General features: G+C 63.8%; 13 protein-coding genes. 8 read left to right on the top strand and 5 right to left on the bottom strand.

Annotation, left to right across the window (positions count from 1 at the left end; genetic code table 11):
- Positions 1–37: 37 nt before the first annotated feature.
- The 5 genes from GGD40_RS25740 to fhuB are packed head-to-tail and all read left to right on the top strand — an operon-like array spanning position 38 to position 8,153.
- The gene (locus GGD40_RS25740) at positions 38–2,530 is read left to right on the top strand and encodes a penicillin acylase family protein (protein WP_257030577.1); all 2,493 of its coding nucleotides are present in this window, start codon (positions 38–40) and stop codon (positions 2,528–2,530) included.
- Positions 2,531–2,569: 39 nt separating this feature from the next.
- Complete coding sequence (locus tag GGD40_RS25735; protein WP_179745541.1) at positions 2,570–4,279, top strand: cyclic peptide export ABC transporter; 1,710 nt, start codon at positions 2,570–2,572, stop codon at positions 4,277–4,279.
- 10 nt (positions 4,280–4,289) lie between these two features.
- Positions 4,290–5,099 carry an ABC transporter ATP-binding protein gene (locus GGD40_RS25730; protein ID WP_179745540.1) on the top strand — a complete coding sequence of 270 codons (810 nt, stop codon included), beginning with the start codon at positions 4,290–4,292 and terminating at the stop codon, positions 5,097–5,099.
- Positions 5,096–6,061, top strand: coding sequence for an ABC transporter substrate-binding protein (locus GGD40_RS25725; RefSeq protein WP_179745539.1), 966 nt, complete (start codon positions 5,096–5,098; stop codon positions 6,059–6,061). The genes GGD40_RS25730 and GGD40_RS25725 overlap by 4 nt, the downstream gene beginning before the upstream one ends.
- Entirely contained in the window at positions 6,051–8,153 is a 2,103-nt protein-coding gene (gene fhuB, locus GGD40_RS25720) for a Fe(3+)-hydroxamate ABC transporter permease FhuB (protein ID WP_218901302.1), read from the top strand. Before GGD40_RS25725 ends, fhuB begins: the two co-directional genes overlap by 11 nt.
- Before the next feature lie 118 nt (positions 8,154–8,271).
- On the opposite strand, the gene GGD40_RS25715 is transcribed toward fhuB, so the two are convergent.
- The 3 genes from GGD40_RS25715 to GGD40_RS25705 form a co-directional block, all read right to left on the bottom strand.
- Positions 8,272–9,651 carry an SUMF1/EgtB/PvdO family nonheme iron enzyme gene (locus tag GGD40_RS25715; protein WP_179745538.1) on the bottom strand — a complete coding sequence of 460 codons (1,380 nt, stop codon included), beginning with the start codon at positions 9,649–9,651 and terminating at the stop codon, positions 8,272–8,274.
- A 176-nt stretch (positions 9,652–9,827) separates the two neighbouring features.
- A complete protein-coding gene (gene fnr, locus GGD40_RS25710) occupies positions 9,828–10,622 on the bottom strand; it encodes a fumarate/nitrate reduction transcriptional regulator Fnr (protein WP_179745537.1) in 795 nt (264 codons plus the stop codon).
- Between the two features lie 172 nt (positions 10,623–10,794).
- Entirely contained in the window at positions 10,795–11,253 is a 459-nt protein-coding gene (locus GGD40_RS25705) for a universal stress protein (RefSeq protein ID WP_179745536.1), read from the bottom strand.
- A gap of 257 nt (positions 11,254–11,510) precedes the next feature.
- Here GGD40_RS25705 and GGD40_RS25700 point away from each other — a divergent pair, with 257 nt between their 5' ends.
- Positions 11,511–12,200, top strand: coding sequence for a FadR/GntR family transcriptional regulator (locus GGD40_RS25700; RefSeq protein WP_179745535.1), 690 nt, complete (start codon positions 11,511–11,513; stop codon positions 12,198–12,200).
- 110 nt (positions 12,201–12,310) lie between these two features.
- Here the strand turns inward: GGD40_RS25700 and GGD40_RS25695 are convergent, their stop codons facing one another.
- Positions 12,311–12,904 carry an acyl-homoserine-lactone synthase gene (locus GGD40_RS25695; RefSeq protein WP_179711917.1) on the bottom strand — a complete coding sequence of 198 codons (594 nt, stop codon included), beginning with the start codon at positions 12,902–12,904 and terminating at the stop codon, positions 12,311–12,313.
- Positions 12,905–13,058: 154 nt separating this feature from the next.
- Here GGD40_RS25695 and GGD40_RS25690 point away from each other — a divergent pair, with 154 nt between their 5' ends.
- Positions 13,059–13,376: an XRE family transcriptional regulator gene (locus tag GGD40_RS25690; protein WP_179711919.1), complete on the top strand. Its 318-nt coding sequence runs from the start codon at positions 13,059–13,061 to the stop codon at positions 13,374–13,376.
- On the opposite strand, the gene GGD40_RS25685 is transcribed toward GGD40_RS25690, so the two are convergent.
- Complete coding sequence (locus tag GGD40_RS25685) at positions 13,360–14,064, bottom strand: helix-turn-helix transcriptional regulator (protein ID WP_179711921.1); 705 nt, start codon at positions 14,062–14,064, stop codon at positions 13,360–13,362. The two genes, GGD40_RS25690 and GGD40_RS25685, sit on opposite strands and share 17 nt — an antisense overlap.
- A gap of 709 nt (positions 14,065–14,773) precedes the next feature.
- On the opposite strand from GGD40_RS25685, the gene GGD40_RS25680 reads away from it, so the two are divergent.
- Positions 14,774–15,712: an SMP-30/gluconolactonase/LRE family protein gene (locus tag GGD40_RS25680; RefSeq protein WP_179745534.1), complete on the top strand. Its 939-nt coding sequence runs from the start codon at positions 14,774–14,776 to the stop codon at positions 15,710–15,712.
- Positions 15,713–15,817: the final 105 nt, after the last annotated feature.

The raw sequence follows: 15,817 nt of genomic DNA, 5'->3' as shown, positions 1-15,817 counted from the left end.
TGCCGCTCATGCATGGTTCCGGACCGCGGTCCGGCGCATGGCGTGTCTGCTTGCCGTGCCTGCCGTGCTGGCAGGTTGCGTCGCACAGAAACAGGTGTTCCCGCAGGATGCGCAAACCGGTGACGAGGTCGTCATCCGCCGCACGGCGGACGGCGTGCCGCATATTCAGGCCCGCAGCTGGAACGGGCTTGGCTACGGTTATGGTTATGCGCAGGCGCAGGACAATCTCTGCACGCTCGCCGACGCGTTCGTCACCTACCGTGGCGAACGTTCAGCCTTTTTCGGCCCCGATGCGAAACCGGTCGCACCCGGCACGCTCGGCGCGCCGCGCAATCTCGACTCCGATTTCTTTTTTCGTCTGCTCGATGGGCCGGAGCAGACGGACGCCTACCGCGCGCATCAGCCGGACAACTTGCGGCAACTCGTGACGGGCTTCGCGCAAGGCTACAACCGCTATGTCGCGACCTTGCGCGCGAACCCGGACACGCACGCGCACGCCGCGTGCCGTAACGAACCGTGGCTGCGCGACATCTCCGAAGCCGATATCTACAGGCGTCTGGCCGCGGCGAACTTCGTCGGCGGCTATACGGGTTTTCTCGACGCGCTCGCCGATTCTCATCCGCCCGCCGCAACCGCTTCCGCGACACCGGTCGGGCCACTCGGCCAGGCGGCGCCGCAACGTGTCGCCAGCCTCGGCAGCGGGCTCGATCACGTCTATCTTCAAGCGGGCGGCGTACCCGATGCGGGCAGCAATGCGATTGCCTTTGGCGGCCAGGTGACCGGCACCGGGCAGAGCGTGTTGTTCGGCAATCCGCACTGGTTCTGGCAAGGACCGGACCGCTTCTACCAGGCGCAACTGACGCTGCCGGGTCAGCTCGACGTGAGCGGCGTGTCGTTTCTCGGCGTGCCGGTCGTGATGATCGGCTACAACCGCAACGTGGCGTGGACGCACACCGTGTCGAGCGCGCGCCGCTTCGGGTTGTTCCAGTTGTCGCTGGTGCCGGACAAGCCGACCGTCTATCGGATCGACGGCCGCGAAGAAGCCATGACGCAACAGCAGATCGCCGTCGACGCCCGTCAGCCCGACGGCACGCTGCAAACCGTCACGCGCTCGTTCTACCGCTCGCGCTTCGGCCCCGTGGTGGATCTGCGCGCCATGTCGCCGGCTCTGGCGTGGAACGGCAAGCAGGCATTCGCGGTGCGCGATTCGAACGCGGACAACTACGCGATCTTCGAGAATTTCCTTCGCTGGGGCCAGGCGTCCTCGCTCGACGATTTCATCGCGACGCAAAAGCGTTTTGCCGCGATGCCCTGGGTGAACACGGTCGCGATCGGCCGCGACGATCCGCGCACATGGTTCGCGGACATCGGCTCGATGCCGAACGTCGATGATGCGTTCGCCGCGAGTTGCACCGCGCAGCCGCTCGGCGCCGCGGTCGCCGCCAGGCTGCCCGGCGTGCCGTTTCTCGACGGCTCGCGCGCGGCCTGCCAGTGGCCAACCAGTCGGGACTCGGTGCATGCGGGCAAGCTGCCGGTGGCTGAGATGGCCTCGCTGCTGCGCACCGACTATGTGGCCAACATGAACAACAGCTACGGCCTCGCGAATCCGCGCGAACCCTTGTCCGGCTATCCCAGCGTGACCGGCGACGCGCACGCGCCCTTGTCGTTGCGCGCTCAACTCGGCCACGAGATTGCCGCTTCGTGGATGGCGCTGCCGGCCGGGCGCCGCACGCTCGACGCATTGGGCGCCAGCGTGCTCGACACGCACACGCTAACCGCCCGGCGGTTTCTGCCGCAGGTCCTGCAAAGCGTCTGTGCGAGCGCGGATCCGGTGACGCGCGTCGATCACGATCGATTCGATTCGCCCGTGCTGCCCGAGGCGCAACAGGTTCATCTCGGCGCAGCCTGCAAGGCGCTGCGCGAGTGGCCGACGGACGCCGAAATCGGCACACACGGCGCCGTATTGTGGGAAGCCTTCTGGTCGCGTGTCGAAACGATTCCGCTCGCTGAGCGCTATGTCGTGCCGTTCTCGCTGTCGGCGCCGCTGTCCACGCCGGCCGGTTTGCACGCCGACGATCCGCGCGTCGCTCAGGCGCTCGGCGCGGCCGTGCTGGCGCTGCAGCGCGCGGGGCTCGCCGTCGACGCACCGACCGACGCGTACCTCTTCACGATCCGCAACGGCCAACGCGTCGGCCTGTTCGGCGGGTGCAGCGACATCGGCTATTTCGTTTCGACGTGTCCGATTCCTCGCGTCGGTGCGCAAGCCGGTAAGAGCGCTCATGCGTCGATGGACGGCAACGCGATCGGCAACAGCTATATGCAGATCGTCAGCTTCGGTCCGAACTCGCAAGTGATCGCGAAGACCTTGCTGGCGCCGTCCGAATCCGACGACCCCGCCTCGCCGTCGGGCGCCGAGGGCACGCTCGACTACGCGAGCAAGGCATGGCGCACCATGCCGTTCGACGCGGCCGATGTCGAGCGCGCAGAAAAGCCGTCGCAGCGCGTCACCTTGAGTGTGCCTGCACGATAACAATGACAATACTTTCCGGGAAAGCTTCACTCGATCACTATGCACACACTCTGGTTTCTGGTTAAAGGTTCGCGCCAGCGCTTGCTGCTAGCCATCGGTATGAGCCTCGTCAGCGGCTTCGGCAATGCCTCGATGGTCGCGCTCATCAACCAGGCCCTCGTGGCCTCGCGCGAGCGGCTGGTCGAACTCGGTTTGCGTTTCCTCGTGATCGGGGTCGTCGTGCTGATCACGCGGACCGCCTCGCAAACGCTCTTCATGAGTCTCGGCCAGAATGCCAAGGCGAGTCTGCGCATGAAGACCATCAACCGTATTTCGTCGGCGCCGTTCGCGCATGTCGAACGGCAGGGATCGGCGCGCTCGCTCAGCGTGCTGACGCAGGATCTCGATTCGATCGTCATGCTGTTCGTCGGCTTGCCCGGCCTCGTGATGAACGGCGCGGTGATCGCCGGCTGTCTGGTCTACCTCGGCATGCTGTCCTGGCAGGTGCTGGCGTTCGCCGCCGTGACGGTGCTGATCGGCTCGGCGGGTTTTCATCTGGCCAACACGCGTGGCGTGTTCCATCTGCGTAAATCGCGGCAGCGCGAAGACACGCTGGTGCGTCAGTTTCGCGCCCTGTTCGACGGCGCCAAGGAACTGAAGCTGCATCGGGCGCGCACGCGCGAATTCATCGACGGCACGCTGGCGACGGAAGTCGAAGCGGTGCGCGTGCAGCGCACGCGCGGCTACGTGCTGTATGCGGCCGCGGCGAGTTGGGGCAGCTTCATCTTCTTCGCCTTTATCGGCTGCGTGCTGTTCGTGCTGACGCGCTACGTGCCGGTGGCGCCGCACGTCATGTCCGGCTACGCGATGATCTTCCTGTACATGATCATGCCGATCGAAGGTGTGCTGTCGGCGATTCCCAATCTCAGCACGGCCGCGGTCGCGCTCGAACGGGTCGAGCAACTGAATGCCGAACTGCCTGTCGAGAATACCGTCGCGGCGGCGCAGGCCACTTCATTCGATAGCATCGTGCTGGAAGGCGTCACGCATCGCTATTTCCGCGAGAAAGAGAACGACGTGTTCACGCTCGGGCCGGTCGATCTGAGTTTCCGTCCCGGCGAACTCGTCTACCTGATCGGCGGCAACGGCAGCGGCAAGACCACACTCGCAAAGATGATCGTCGGCCTCTACACGCCGGAAAGCGGACGCATTCTGCTCAACGGCCAGGAAGTCGGCGAGGCGCAGCGCGACGCCTACCGGCAGCACTTTTCGGTGGTGTTCAGCGATTTCTTCCTGTTCGATACGCTGCTCGGCATCCGGCTCGACAACGTCGATGCCGCCGCGCACGCACTGCTCGAAGACCTGCAGCTCTCGCACAAGGTCAAGATCGAGAACGGCGCGTTCTCCACGCTCGAACTGTCGCAAGGTCAGCGCAAGCGTCTCGCGCTGCTGGTCTCGTATCTCGAAGACCGGCCGTTCTATCTGTTCGACGAATGGGCCGCCGATCAGGACCCGCTCTTCAAGGACGTGTTCTACCGACGCCTGTTGCCCGAGCTGAAAGCGAAGGGCAAGACGGTGCTGGTCATCACGCACGACGATCGCTATTTCCACCTCGCGGACCGCTACATCAAGCTCGATTTCGGCCAGGTGGTCGAACAGGGCGAGGGCGTGCATCTGGCCGATCTCGTGGTCGCTCCGGCCGCGCGTCCGTTTGCCGTTCACGGCGCGACCGCCGCCTCTTTTCCCGCCGCGCACGGCGCGCAGATCTAGTCGGAATCTTATGGTCACTACGATTGCATTAGCGGCTCAGTCCGCGTCGCCGCTGTTCGAACTGGACAAGGTCCGCTTCGATATCGGCGGCACACGGCTGCTGGACGACATCGATCTGTCGATTTCACACGAACGCGTGACGGGTCTCATCGGTCACAACGGCTCGGGCAAGACCACGCTGATGCGCCTTCTCGCGCGTCATCATGCGCAAGGCGCGGGCGAGATCCACTTCGACGGCAAACCGCTCGGGTCGTGGAAGCCGCGCGATTTCGCGCGCCGCGTCGCGCATCTGCCGCAATACACGCCGTCGACCGACGGCCTGCTGGTGCACGAACTCGTCGCGCTCGGCCGCTACCCGTGGCACGGCAGCCTGGGCGTATTCGGCAACGACGATCGCGAGCACGTGGCCGAAGCGATGCGAATGACGGATGTCACGCATTACGCCGACCGATTGGTGGACAGCCTGTCGGGCGGCGAACGTCAACGCGTGTGGCTCGCCATGCTGATCGCGCAGGACAGCCGCTGTCTGCTGCTCGACGAGCCCACTTCCGCGCTGGATATTGCGCATCAGGTCGAGGTGCTCGATCTCGTGCGCACGCTTTGCAAGCAACGCAGTATCGCCGCCGTGGTGGTGTTGCACGACATCAATATGGCCGCGCGTTTCTGCGACCATATCGTGGCGTTGCGTCACGGACGGATTCTGATGCAAGGCACGCCCGCCGACATCATGACCGGGCCGAATCTGGAAGCGATCTACGGCGTCCCGATGCACGTTTTGCAGGATCCGGTCAACGGCCGGCCCGTGGGGTTTCCGCAATGAAGGGCGGCGGGTCGTCCGCACGGGTCGCGCTGCCGCGCCGCGTTTGCCTGAAGGCGATCGCGGCGGCCGCGCTCGGCATCGCGGCCAGCGCGCACGGCGCCACGCCGGCGCCCGGTATGAGGCCGCCACGCCGGATCATCGTGCTGAACTGGGACCTGACGGAAATGCTGCTGTCGCTCGGCGTGACCCCGGTCGGCGTGCCCGCGCCCGGGTGGTACGTGAGCAGCGTGGTGGTGCCGCCGCTACCGGCAGGCGTCGTCGACATCGGCCTGCTGTTCCAGCCGAACTACGATCTGCTGTACGAACTGCGCCCCGACCTGATAGTGATCACGCCGGCGCACGCCAGCGTGCAGGCGTCGTTCGAACGGATTGCACCGACCCTCATGCTCGGCGCCTACACGACCGCGCCGCGTCCGTACCGCGCGATGCGCGACGAAGCGATGACGCTGGCGCGCCGTCTCGGCGTGGTGGCCCGAGCCGAGGCGTTGCTGAACGAAACGGCCGACGTGCTGACGCAGTCGCGCGCCGCGCTCGACGCCGCGGCGCCCGCCGGCGGCTACCGGTCAGTCTACGTCGCGCAGATCGTCGACGACCGTCATCTGCGCGTGTTCGGCGCCGGCAGCATGTTCGACGGAATCTTGCGCACGCTCGGTTTGCGCAACGCGGCGGTGGCCGCGTCGGCGCGCGTAGGCAGCGGTTTCGTGGCGGGGCAGAACGCGCATGCGATCGTCGAACTCGACCGGCTGGCGACGGTGCCCGACGCGTGCGTCCTCTGGGTCGGTTCAAGCGTGAGCGACGATATGACCGCGCTCCAACTTAACCCCGTGTGGCGTCAGTTACCGTTCTCGCAGCCAGGAAGAACCGCCGCGTTACCGGTCATCTCGGCGACCGGCGCGCTGATTTCCGTTCAGCGTTTTGCTCGCGCTGTCGTCAGCGCCATGCCAGGCCTCCATGTCATCTAAACACATGCCGTCTTCCAGCCGGAAATCCGCTCCCGCCGACACCGCGCAAGCGACCGTCGGCGAGGCCGCTGCCGCCGCCGCGCCGCGTAATCTGCTCGTGCCGGTCACGTCGCTCGTCGCACTCGCTGCTTTGGCGCTGACGCTCTGGGTGATGCAGGCGCAACTCGGCGGCGCCAGTCTCTGGACTGCGTTGATCGCGCCACAGCCCGGCAATCTTCATCAGATGATCCTGCATGAGTCCGCATTGCCGCGTCTCGCGATCACGCTGATCTGCGGTGCCGCGCTCGCGCTGGCCGGTGCGATTTCGCAGCAGGTGCTGCGAAATCCGCTGGCCGAACCCATGACGCTAGGCATTTTTCCCGGCGCCTATCTGGCGCTCGGGGTCGCGGCCATCTGGGCGCCGGCATGGCTTGCCCACCAGCGCGAACTGATCGCGCTGGTGGGCGGCGGCCTTGCGATGCTGCTGGTCTTTGCGCTGGCGTGGCGACAACGGCTCGCCTCGCTCTCGGTGATTCTGTCGGGCATGATCGTGAGTCTCTACTGCGGCTCGTTGAGCCTCGCGCTCGCGATCTCGCATTTTCAACTGCTGACCGGCCTGATGATCTGGGGCGGCGGCGCCCTGGATCAACAGGGCTGGCACGCCAGCATCGCGCTGCTCGGGCGGCTCGTCGTGGCCTGCGGCGCGATCTACCTGATGCGTCGTCCGCTCGCGCTGTTCGAGGCCGGCGAAAGCACGGCGCAAGGCCTCGGCGTCTCGCTGATGCGTACCCGCTTTGCCGCGCTGGGTCTCGCGGTGGCCTTGACTGCCTGCGTGGTGGCGGCGGTCGGCGTCATCGGTTTCATCGGTCTGGCCGCGCCGACACTGGCCAGACTCGCCGGCGCGCGGCGCTTACAGCAACGTTTGATATGGGCGCCGCTGCTCGGCGCCGCGCTGCTCTGGCTCACCGATGAAATCGTGCAGGCGATCGCCGTCAGCGGCGTGTTCGGCTCGCAGCTCATTCCGACCGGCACGGTGACTTCGCTGATCGGCGCGCCGATGCTGCTGTGGCTGCTGCGCCAACTCAAATCGCGCCCCGACCTCAGGGCCGACGCGCGCGACAATACGGCGTTTTTCCGCCACGATCGACCGGTGCGGCTGATCGTCGGACTGGCGGCGCTGACAGCACTCGCCGTGGCCGGCTCGATGCTGGTGCGGCGCGGGCTCGACGGCTGGGGGCTCGTCAGCGCGAGCCAGTTCGCCGCGCTTGCGTTCTGGCATGTGCCGCATACCGCCGCCGCAGTGGCTGCGGGCATCATGCTCGGTATCGCCGGCGTGCTCGTGCAGCGTATGACGGGCAATCCGATTGCGAGTCCCGACCTGATCGGCGTGAGCTCAGGAGGCGCGCTCGGGATCGTCGCCGCGGTGTTCTTGATGGCCGCGCCGGGACCGATCGGGCTGTTTGTCTCCTGTCTCGCCGGCTCGATCGGCACGCTGCTGTTTCTGGTCTGGTTCGGACATCGCGGTCGATATGCGCCTGAACGCCTGTTGCTGATCGGCGTCGCGATCGGTGCGCTGTTTCAGGCGGTCAGCGGCACCGTGACCGCGAGCGGCGATCCACGCGCCGCCCTGTTACTGAACTTCGTCGTCGGCTCGACTTATTACGTGCAGCCGATCGTCGCCGCGATCGCGGTGGTGATCGCGCTGATCGGCTTGGGGGTGGCGCCGTTGCTGGCCAACTGGTTGGAACTGTTGTCGCTGGGCGAGGACACCAGCCGTTCGCTGGGCGTGCATATCGATGTAGCGCGACTGGCGACACTGCTGCTCGCTGCGCTGTTGACGGCGACCTCGACGCTGCTCGTCGGGCCGTTGTCGTTCGTCGGTTTGATGGCGCCGCATATCGCACGCTCGCTCGGCGTGTGCCGCGCGCGGCATCAACTTCTCGCTGCCGCGGCGATCGGTGCGCTGCTGATGGTGCTGGCGCAATGGTCCGGCAACTTGCTGATGTTCCCTAACGAAATGCCGGCGGGACTGATGGCCGCGTTGATCGGCGGACCTTATCTGCTGTGGTCGCTGTTGAAACGGCGCCGCGCGGCGGCAACGGTGGACGGCTAGCGCCAGAAAGCGGGCATCGTCTCCCGGCGTTACCTAAGCTCCGGCCACCGCGTTCTCAGACACGACTGCCCTCGCCGAAATCTCGTCCTGGCGTCAGCAACGTGACATTGCCTCGGCGTCACGCCTTCACACACCGGAACCCGGCATAGACAAACTGATAATGCGGTTGAAACCAGTTGCGGAACGCCGGCCGCAACATGCATTGCGCGGTGCGTGCCGATCCGCCTTTGATCACGTAATGCTGGCCGTCGAAGAAATTGGCCGAGTAGCCCAGGTAGAACGGAAACGCTTCGAATCCCGGCAACGCGTCGAACAACGTCGACGTCCACTCCCAGCCGTTGCCGAACTGACCTTCCACGCCGAATGCGCTGACGTTGTCCGGATAGGCGTCGACGGGGCGCGGGTCCCAACTGCGAAAATCGAAATTGCCGGACGCGGCGTGCGGCGCGCCGTGCGCCGCGCGTTGCCACTGCGCTTCGGTGGGCAGCGTTTTGCCGGCCCAACGCGCGTAGGCGCTGGCTTCGGCGTGGCTGACATAGGCGGGCCAGTCGAGCGGCAGCGGCACCTCGTCGAACATGGTGCGCAGCGTCCACGCGGCTTGGTCGCTGTGTGCGTCGCTTAGTGCCGTTGCGTCATGCGCATCCTGCGCGTCACGTTCGTGGCGTGGGTCGCGCTCGTCGCGTTGCGACCAGCAGGCGGGGTGCTCGATCCGTTCGTCTTCCTTCCACGCCCAATCCTTGTCGGACCACCATTTCCGTTCGCGATAACCGCCTGCTTCGATGAAGGTGAGAAACGCGCCGTTCGTCACCATGTGACGATCGATCTCGAAGGCGGGGACCTCCACGTGCATCTCGCCGAATTCATTGTCCCAACCGAATTGCCCGGCGTCGCGCGACATGCCGAGCACGGCTGTGCCGGCCGGCACGCGGACCATCGACGCCAACGCCTCCGTGCGCCCAGGCTGCGTCGCGACGGGCTCATTGAGCCCGCTGACTTTCTGTTCGAGCGGCAATTGATGAAGCATGTACGCGAGCGTTTCCGCGTGCATCAGCCGATGCTCGATCGCAACGTTCAATAGCTGTTCTGCGGCGGCCGCTTGCGTGCTCTCTCCACGACCGGGAGGTGCCTTATCCGCAAGCGCACCGACTTCACGGTCGATCTGCTCACGGGCGCGCCGCGCGTAATCGCGCACCGCGTCGAGCGACGGCCAGTCGCCGGGTTGATCGGTGGGAAAACCGCCGTCGACGGGATCGATGCCGAACGCGAAAAGCTGGTCGAGCTGCGGGTCGAACGCCGGGAGATCGCACAGGCGTTGATCGAACAGATTACGATCGAAAGCTTCCAGGTGGCCGATATAGAACACGATGCGGTGACGCTCGCGGATCGGCCGTTCATAGAGAAACTCGGGTTTGACGATCGCAAACAGATCGTCGGTAATTCGACGCGCGTCGATCAGGCGCTGGACGAGCGGGTGATGCGGGGCGGGGTCGCGGTTCATTTCGCCGGGTCTCCTTGCGGGGGGACAGACTCAAGACTGTACCCGAGTCGCAGGAGCCGTGCCAGGATGACTACGCGTTGTCGGAAACCGGCGCGATCCTGGCTAAACCTGGGCGAAGCCCGGGCGGCGAACCGCTGCCTTGCGCGGCAGTAGGGGCCGCGCGACAGACCGCTCGATCAGAGGTGCCGCAGACCGTCCAGATCGACGATGCGGATGTGCTTGCCTTGTATGTCGATCAGCCCGCGTTTTTGAAATCTTGACAGCGTGCGGCTCACGGTTTCGAGCGTCATGCCGAGATAGCTGCCCATGTCTTCGCGCGTCATGCGCAAGTTGAATTCCGCCGACGAATAACCGCGTTGCGCATTGCGCTCCGACACGTCGAGCAGGAAGGCCGCGACCCGTTCATCCGCCGACAGCGAGCCGAGCACCATCATCTGCGCAGCCTCGCGGACAATCTGCTCGCCCAGCAGTTTATGCAGACGGTCCTGCATCGAGCCGATTTCGCGGCACAGCGATTTGAGCGCAGTGTACGGGACGATGCAGACGGTGCTGTCTTCGAGAGCGAGGGCGCTGCACGCATGCACGTCTTCGCTGATGCCGTCGAGTCCGAGCGCTTCACCGGCGAGACGCAGACCGGTGACCTGCTCGCGGCCGTCGCGGTGCGCCATGACGGTTTTCATCGAGCCGGAACGCACGGCGTAGATGCTGTCGAAGCGATCGCCGCTGCGATACAGCGCCTCGCCTCGCTGCACGGAGCGCGCCGAACAGATCAGCGTTTCGAGCTTGGTCAACTCGTCGGGCGACAAGCCTTGCGGCATGCAGAGCTGACGCATCGCGCAACTCGAACAGCGGGCGGCGCTGCGCGTGCTCGGGCGAAAGGTCGCCGCACGGCGGCCGCCGCGCACCGGCGTTGACCTTGCGATGGAATCGTCGGCGTGAGCGACGGGCGCAGCAGTGGTAGGAGTCAGCATGTTCTGCAGCCAGTGGTCAGGGTAATGACTGATTGTCCCACCGGCCACGTCGCACATTTAGCGGCAAAATGACGCGTACGAACAGTTAGGCATCTTGAGCGATATCAGATCCGCGTGAATGGCTTGCGGACTGCTATGCGACGGTTCGGCTAACCGCAATTTGTCACGCGGCTTAGCTATCCTTGCCCGCAGCGGATGGAATCAGCAGCACCGGCAAGCTCGCCTGACGCACGCAGCGCTCGGCCACGCTGCCGAGAATCAGACGTTGGACACCGCGCCGGCCATGCGTGCCCATGACGAGCAGATCGGCGTTGAATGCGGCGGCGGCCTTCAGCACGGTGCCTGAAACGTCGTCGAGCGATGACGCCTCGCCCACCACGAGCTCGCCTTTCACGCCCTGCTCGACCATGGCCTTGGCGAATTCCGCGCCGAGCTCCTTGCCTTCTTCGACGAGGCGGTTACGCAGGATGGACGGGTCGTAGCCGGGCGCCTCGAAATACAGCGGCGTGTTTTCGACGACATAGAAAGGCTGCAGCACGGCGCCGTTGGTCTTGGCAAGCGCGAGCGCCGCTTCGAATGCACGGCGTGAGGTGTTGCTGCCGTCGACCGCTACAAGGATGCGTGTGTACATATCGACTCCGCGTCTGAAAGAGGGTTGGGCAATTCTTTGCCGATGCGAGCTTAAATGATCGCTGAAAAAGATGCGCGCAGGCAGGATGTAAATCAAAGCCTTGTCAAATTTTGCGATGACAACGCAAAGCGCGCCCGGTCTTTCAGCCTTAGTGCCGACAGCCCGCGCGGAGATACGAGAGGCATATTCCAATCAAGATCGCACCGGGTTTGCCTTACAATTAAGACCTATTCAGACAAGCTGCTTCAGCCCCGCTGATGAACGAGCGCAAAACCACAGGTCTCCCCGACAAGATCTACGGCGATATTCTGAATCGCATTGTCGAGGGCGAGTACAAGGAAGGTGAGCGCTTGCCCACTGAGCACGCGCTGGCGGAACGCTTTGCGACGTCACGGCCGACGGTGCGGGAAGCCCTGGCCCGTTTGCGGGCGGACGGCATCATCATGACGCGGCATGGTTCGGGCACGACCGTCGCGCGTCGACCCGATCCGGATGTGCGACGTTTCGCGCCGCTCGAAACGCTGTCTGACATCCGCCGTTGCTACGAATTTCGCATGGTGACGGAAGCGGGCGCGGCCGAGCACGCCGCGCTAAAAGCCGACGCCGACGATATCGCCGCGATCCAGCATGCATTGGATCAACTGGAACGCATCGGCGAAAGCCAGGAGATCGGCGCGAATGACGACTTCATGTTCCACCTGGCGGTGGCGCGCGCGTCCAAGAATCCGTTTTTCATCACGGTCATGTCGTTTATTGAAGAACAGATCCTGTTCAGCATGAATCTGTCGCGCAATCTTTCGCTGGTGAAGACGGTCGAGCGGCAGCGACTGGTGCAGGACGAGCATCTCGCCGTGCTCGACGCGATTCGCCGGCAGGACCCGATGGCGGCCGGCGCGGCGATGCGAGCGCATCTGGGTAATGCGCTCGAACGGATGTTCGGTTCCTGAGCGGTCAGGTGGCGGCCGTCCCGCCGCCGCAGCGTTGTTGCCGCCGCGGCAGCGGTAACAGCGGGTCAAGTGGATAAAGCGGTTAAAACCGGTTAAGCCGCGTAAGTCGGTTAAGCCGCCGCCGCCATCGGCCCAAACAGCGCGAAGCGGGTCTTCTCACTAATGGCCACGTCCAGCGCCACGGCCCGTTCCACGCCGATCTGCACGGGCGGTCCGATCCGGCTGATCTCCATGCCGGTCTTGCGCAGCATCCGTTCGATCGCCGTGGTGGTCACCGTGACATAGCTCGTGAAACCCATCTGGATCGCGTACCGGATGACTTCCCGGATAGCGTGCATGGTCAGGTCGGCGAAACCGAACGACTGGTCCTCGCCGCTGGTTTCGATCGCGAATCGACTTAATTCCCAGATGGTCCGCCCGGCGGGCGCCGCTTCGCCGTGAAGTAATTGCGGGAACGTGTCCCTCAGCATATTCGGACCGTCGGTCGGCATCAGGCGCCAGCAGCCGCGCACACGGCCGTTTTCGTCCTGAATCAGCATGTAGAGCGGCCCCAGGGCGTCGTAGCCGTCGACCTCCATGCCCGCGATGGTCGGTGTTTCCCACCCTAGCCGCCCCTGAAATACCCGGGCCCGCAGGCGGTACATCTCGTTGATGTCCTCGTTGTCGAATTCCTGACGCATTCCAATCCGGATTACTGGTTGCATGACGTTCTCCTGAACGTGTTGGGGTAGCCAATACGCAGGAAAACTTATGCATTATGAATTGCGCTGCCACCTACCTACCTAGGTAGGTGTGCATGCTTATCGGGTAACGCAGAATTCGAGACAGGCATCCGTACTTAACCGACAGGACAAGAAAATGGAACTTCTCGAAAATCATTGGCAACCGCAAACTGGCCTGCAAACCCGTGCAGCCGAACCTTCCTCGGCGGTTGATCGCGTGCTGATCATCGCTTATCGCAAGAAGAAGAAAGAGAGCCAGCGCCGTTTCTGGGCTCGTTTCGGCGTGACGCAGTCGCGTGGCAGCCGGTTTGAATCGGGCGCGGAAATCCCGGCGCCGGTGTCGATTCTGCTGGGTCTGTATTTCACCAAGACCGTTTCCGACGCGGACTTGGGCCGTGCCGAACGGGTGCTGTTCAGCCGCGACGCCGCCGCGTTCCTCAACCCGGGTCAATAAGCCCGAGCTGTGCTGCAATCACGGCCGCCGCGCGCCGCGAATTCACCCCGAATTTCGTCCTGATGTTCTTCATGTGGAAGTTCACTACGGCTTCCGAGCAGTTCAGGATATGGGAGATCTCCCAGGTGGATTTGCCGCGCGCGGTCCATTTCAGGCATTCGCGTTCACGCGGCGTCAGCTTGGGCAGTAAAGTCTGAGCGTGCGTATTCAAATGCTTCTGACTGGTATCGATTACCAGATCGCGCAATAACAGCAAATTCGGCAGCGCCACGTCGATATGACGCCAGAACGCCTCGTTCGGGTTGGTGTCGTTGACGAAGCACATCATGCCGGCTTCCTGATTCGGGCCATGAATCGGCAACGTTACGCCGGCGCGTAGCCCGTGCGAGCGCGCTTCCTCAAACATGGCCTGCTGCGCGTCGGTCTCGAAGATATCCGGCGACCAGATCAGCGGTGTGGAGCGCGTCATGGAATGCGCGACCGTCGGGTCGATATGAACCATGCCCTGTTCGTCATAGGTGCGGCGCCAGGCCGGCGCGTACGTGCTGCGGATGTACGCGTCTTCAAGCCGGATAGTCGGACGCGGCAGCATGGCGATCAAAAGCTTGTCGAAGCCCCACGTCTCGGCAAGGCCCGTGATTGCACCGAACCATTCCGCTTCGTCGGCGGCGTTCAGTAGCGGTGCCATCTGCTCGATAAAATGTAGCGACAATTTTGGCTCTCTCAGACTCGCAAGCAGCCCGCTGCAGTTAATTGCAGTAGGGCATGGCCTGCGGTTGTTGTTATCTTCACAATCTATCACCAAAAATTATTTTGCAAAGCCGGGTGAGATTCTCGAAGGAAACATCATTTCCGTGATTCTGCGAAGCGGCGAATGAACGGCTCTGTCTATCTGAATCTCTGGCCCAATCGGCATTCATGGATCATTTGAGCGGGAGATTCTCGCGTTAGTCGCCATTTTGATGCATGGCATTGGCAGCATAACTGCGAATGCCGTTCTAATCGGCCATTTTTTGCCGAAATTTAAGGCAAAAGCACGCTAAATGCCAAATACATCCCATTTTTAAGGACCCGTGCGTGCCGCGATGCCCCGGTGTTTTGCGCGCCAGTCGCTATTGTCATACAAAATAGGTGGATTGCTGCTCCTAATCTTCTTCGTCGTTTCCCTGGTGTTCGGCGCGGCGCCGCGAGTATCAGGTTGTTTGACAACATTGCGAGCCCGGTGCTACCTTGAATCTGCCAATTCGCGCGCACGCGCAATTTCCGCCTTTGGGCCCGACTACGGAAAAATGCAGGGCCCGGCGCGGGCTCTTAGATTCACTCGTTACACCGCCGCATTACACCGTCGCATCAAGCGCTCAAACCGCCCTCACTCACACCCCCATCCACGCACCAGCATGACCGACATCAGCCGACGCTATCCCGATCCCTCCATTCGCGTGCTCGATCCGCGCTTCAAGGCGCTGACGCTGGCGTCCGCTTCCGTCGAGTGTCTGTATCAGGGCGCGCGCTGGTCGGAGGGACCGGTCTGGTTCGGCGACGGCCGCTATCTGCTGTGGAGCGACATTCCGAACGACCGCATTCTGCGCTGGGATGAAACGAGCGGCGCGGTCAGCACGTTCCGGCAGTCGTCGAACAACGCGAACGGCCATACGCGCGACCGCCAGGGGCGCCTCGTCAGTTGCGAGCATCTGACGCGCCGGGTCACGCGCACCGAATACGACGGTTCGATTACCGTGCTCGCGGACCGTTATCGCGGCAAGCGCTTCAATTCGCCGAACGATGTGGTCGTGAAATCGGACGGCTCGATCTGGTTCAGCGACCCGACCTTCGGTATCGACGGTTTTTATGAGGGTGAGCGTCAGGAGTCGGAGTTGCCGGCGTGTGTGTATCGCATCGACGGTCAATCGGGCGAGGTGAGCGTGGTCGCGGACGACGTGCTAGGCCCCAATGGCCTCGCGTTTTCGCCGGACGAGTCGGTGCTGTACATCGTCGAGTCGCGTGGCGAGCCGCGCAAGATTCGCGCATTCGACGTCGCCGCCCATGGCGCGTCGCTGTCGAATAACCGTGTGCTGATCGACGCCGGTCCCGGCACGCCGGACGGCTTTCGCGTCGACGTTCACGGCAATCTGTGGTGCGGCTGGGGGATGGGCAGTGACGAACTCGACGGCGTGCGCATCTTCACGCCGCAAGGCGAAGCGATCGGCCACATTGCGTTGCCGGAGCGTTGCGCGAACGTGTGCTTCGGCGGACGGCATCGCAACCGGCTGTTCATGGCGGCGAGCCACGGCTTGTATTCGGTCTACGTGAATACGCAGGGCGTGCCGGGCGGTTGAAAATCTCACGCGGCCAACCGCCGCAAAGCAACGCTGCGTTTCGCTAACGTGCCGCGTCGCGATGCGGCGTGACCGCATCGCCGCTGTCTCAGCTTTCTCCGCCGA

This window comes from Paraburkholderia bryophila (assembly GCF_013409255.1).
GTDB lineage: Bacteria > Pseudomonadota > Gammaproteobacteria > Burkholderiales > Burkholderiaceae > Paraburkholderia.
This window is presented reverse-complemented; position numbering and strand designations above follow the sequence as displayed.

Excerpts from the sequence above, each read along its gene's own strand:
- GGD40_RS25740 (WP_257030577.1), top strand. The coding sequence starts at position 38 with ATGGCGTGTCTGCTTGCCGTGCCTGCCGTGCTGGCAGGTTGCGTCGCA.
- GGD40_RS25735 (WP_179745541.1), top strand. The coding sequence starts at position 2,570 with ATGCACACACTCTGGTTTCTGGTTAAAGGTTCGCGCCAGCGCTTGCTG.
- GGD40_RS25730 (WP_179745540.1), top strand. The coding sequence starts at position 4,290 with ATGGTCACTACGATTGCATTAGCGGCTCAGTCCGCGTCGCCGCTGTTC.
- GGD40_RS25725 (WP_179745539.1), top strand. The coding sequence starts at position 5,096 with ATGAAGGGCGGCGGGTCGTCCGCACGGGTCGCGCTGCCGCGCCGCGTT.
- fhuB (WP_218901302.1), top strand. The coding sequence starts at position 6,051 with ATGTCATCTAAACACATGCCGTCTTCCAGCCGGAAATCCGCTCCCGCC.
- GGD40_RS25715 (WP_179745538.1), bottom strand. The coding sequence starts at position 9,651 with ATGAACCGCGACCCCGCCCCGCATCACCCGCTCGTCCAGCGCCTGATC.
- fnr (WP_179745537.1), bottom strand. The coding sequence starts at position 10,622 with ATGCTGACTCCTACCACTGCTGCGCCCGTCGCTCACGCCGACGATTCC.
- GGD40_RS25705 (WP_179745536.1), bottom strand. The coding sequence starts at position 11,253 with ATGTACACACGCATCCTTGTAGCGGTCGACGGCAGCAACACCTCACGC.
- GGD40_RS25700 (WP_179745535.1), top strand. The coding sequence starts at position 11,511 with ATGAACGAGCGCAAAACCACAGGTCTCCCCGACAAGATCTACGGCGAT.
- GGD40_RS25695 (WP_179711917.1), bottom strand. The coding sequence starts at position 12,904 with ATGCAACCAGTAATCCGGATTGGAATGCGTCAGGAATTCGACAACGAG.
- GGD40_RS25690 (WP_179711919.1), top strand. The coding sequence starts at position 13,059 with ATGGAACTTCTCGAAAATCATTGGCAACCGCAAACTGGCCTGCAAACC.
- GGD40_RS25685 (WP_179711921.1), bottom strand. The coding sequence starts at position 14,064 with ATGGCACCGCTACTGAACGCCGCCGACGAAGCGGAATGGTTCGGTGCA.
- GGD40_RS25680 (WP_179745534.1), top strand. The coding sequence starts at position 14,774 with ATGACCGACATCAGCCGACGCTATCCCGATCCCTCCATTCGCGTGCTC.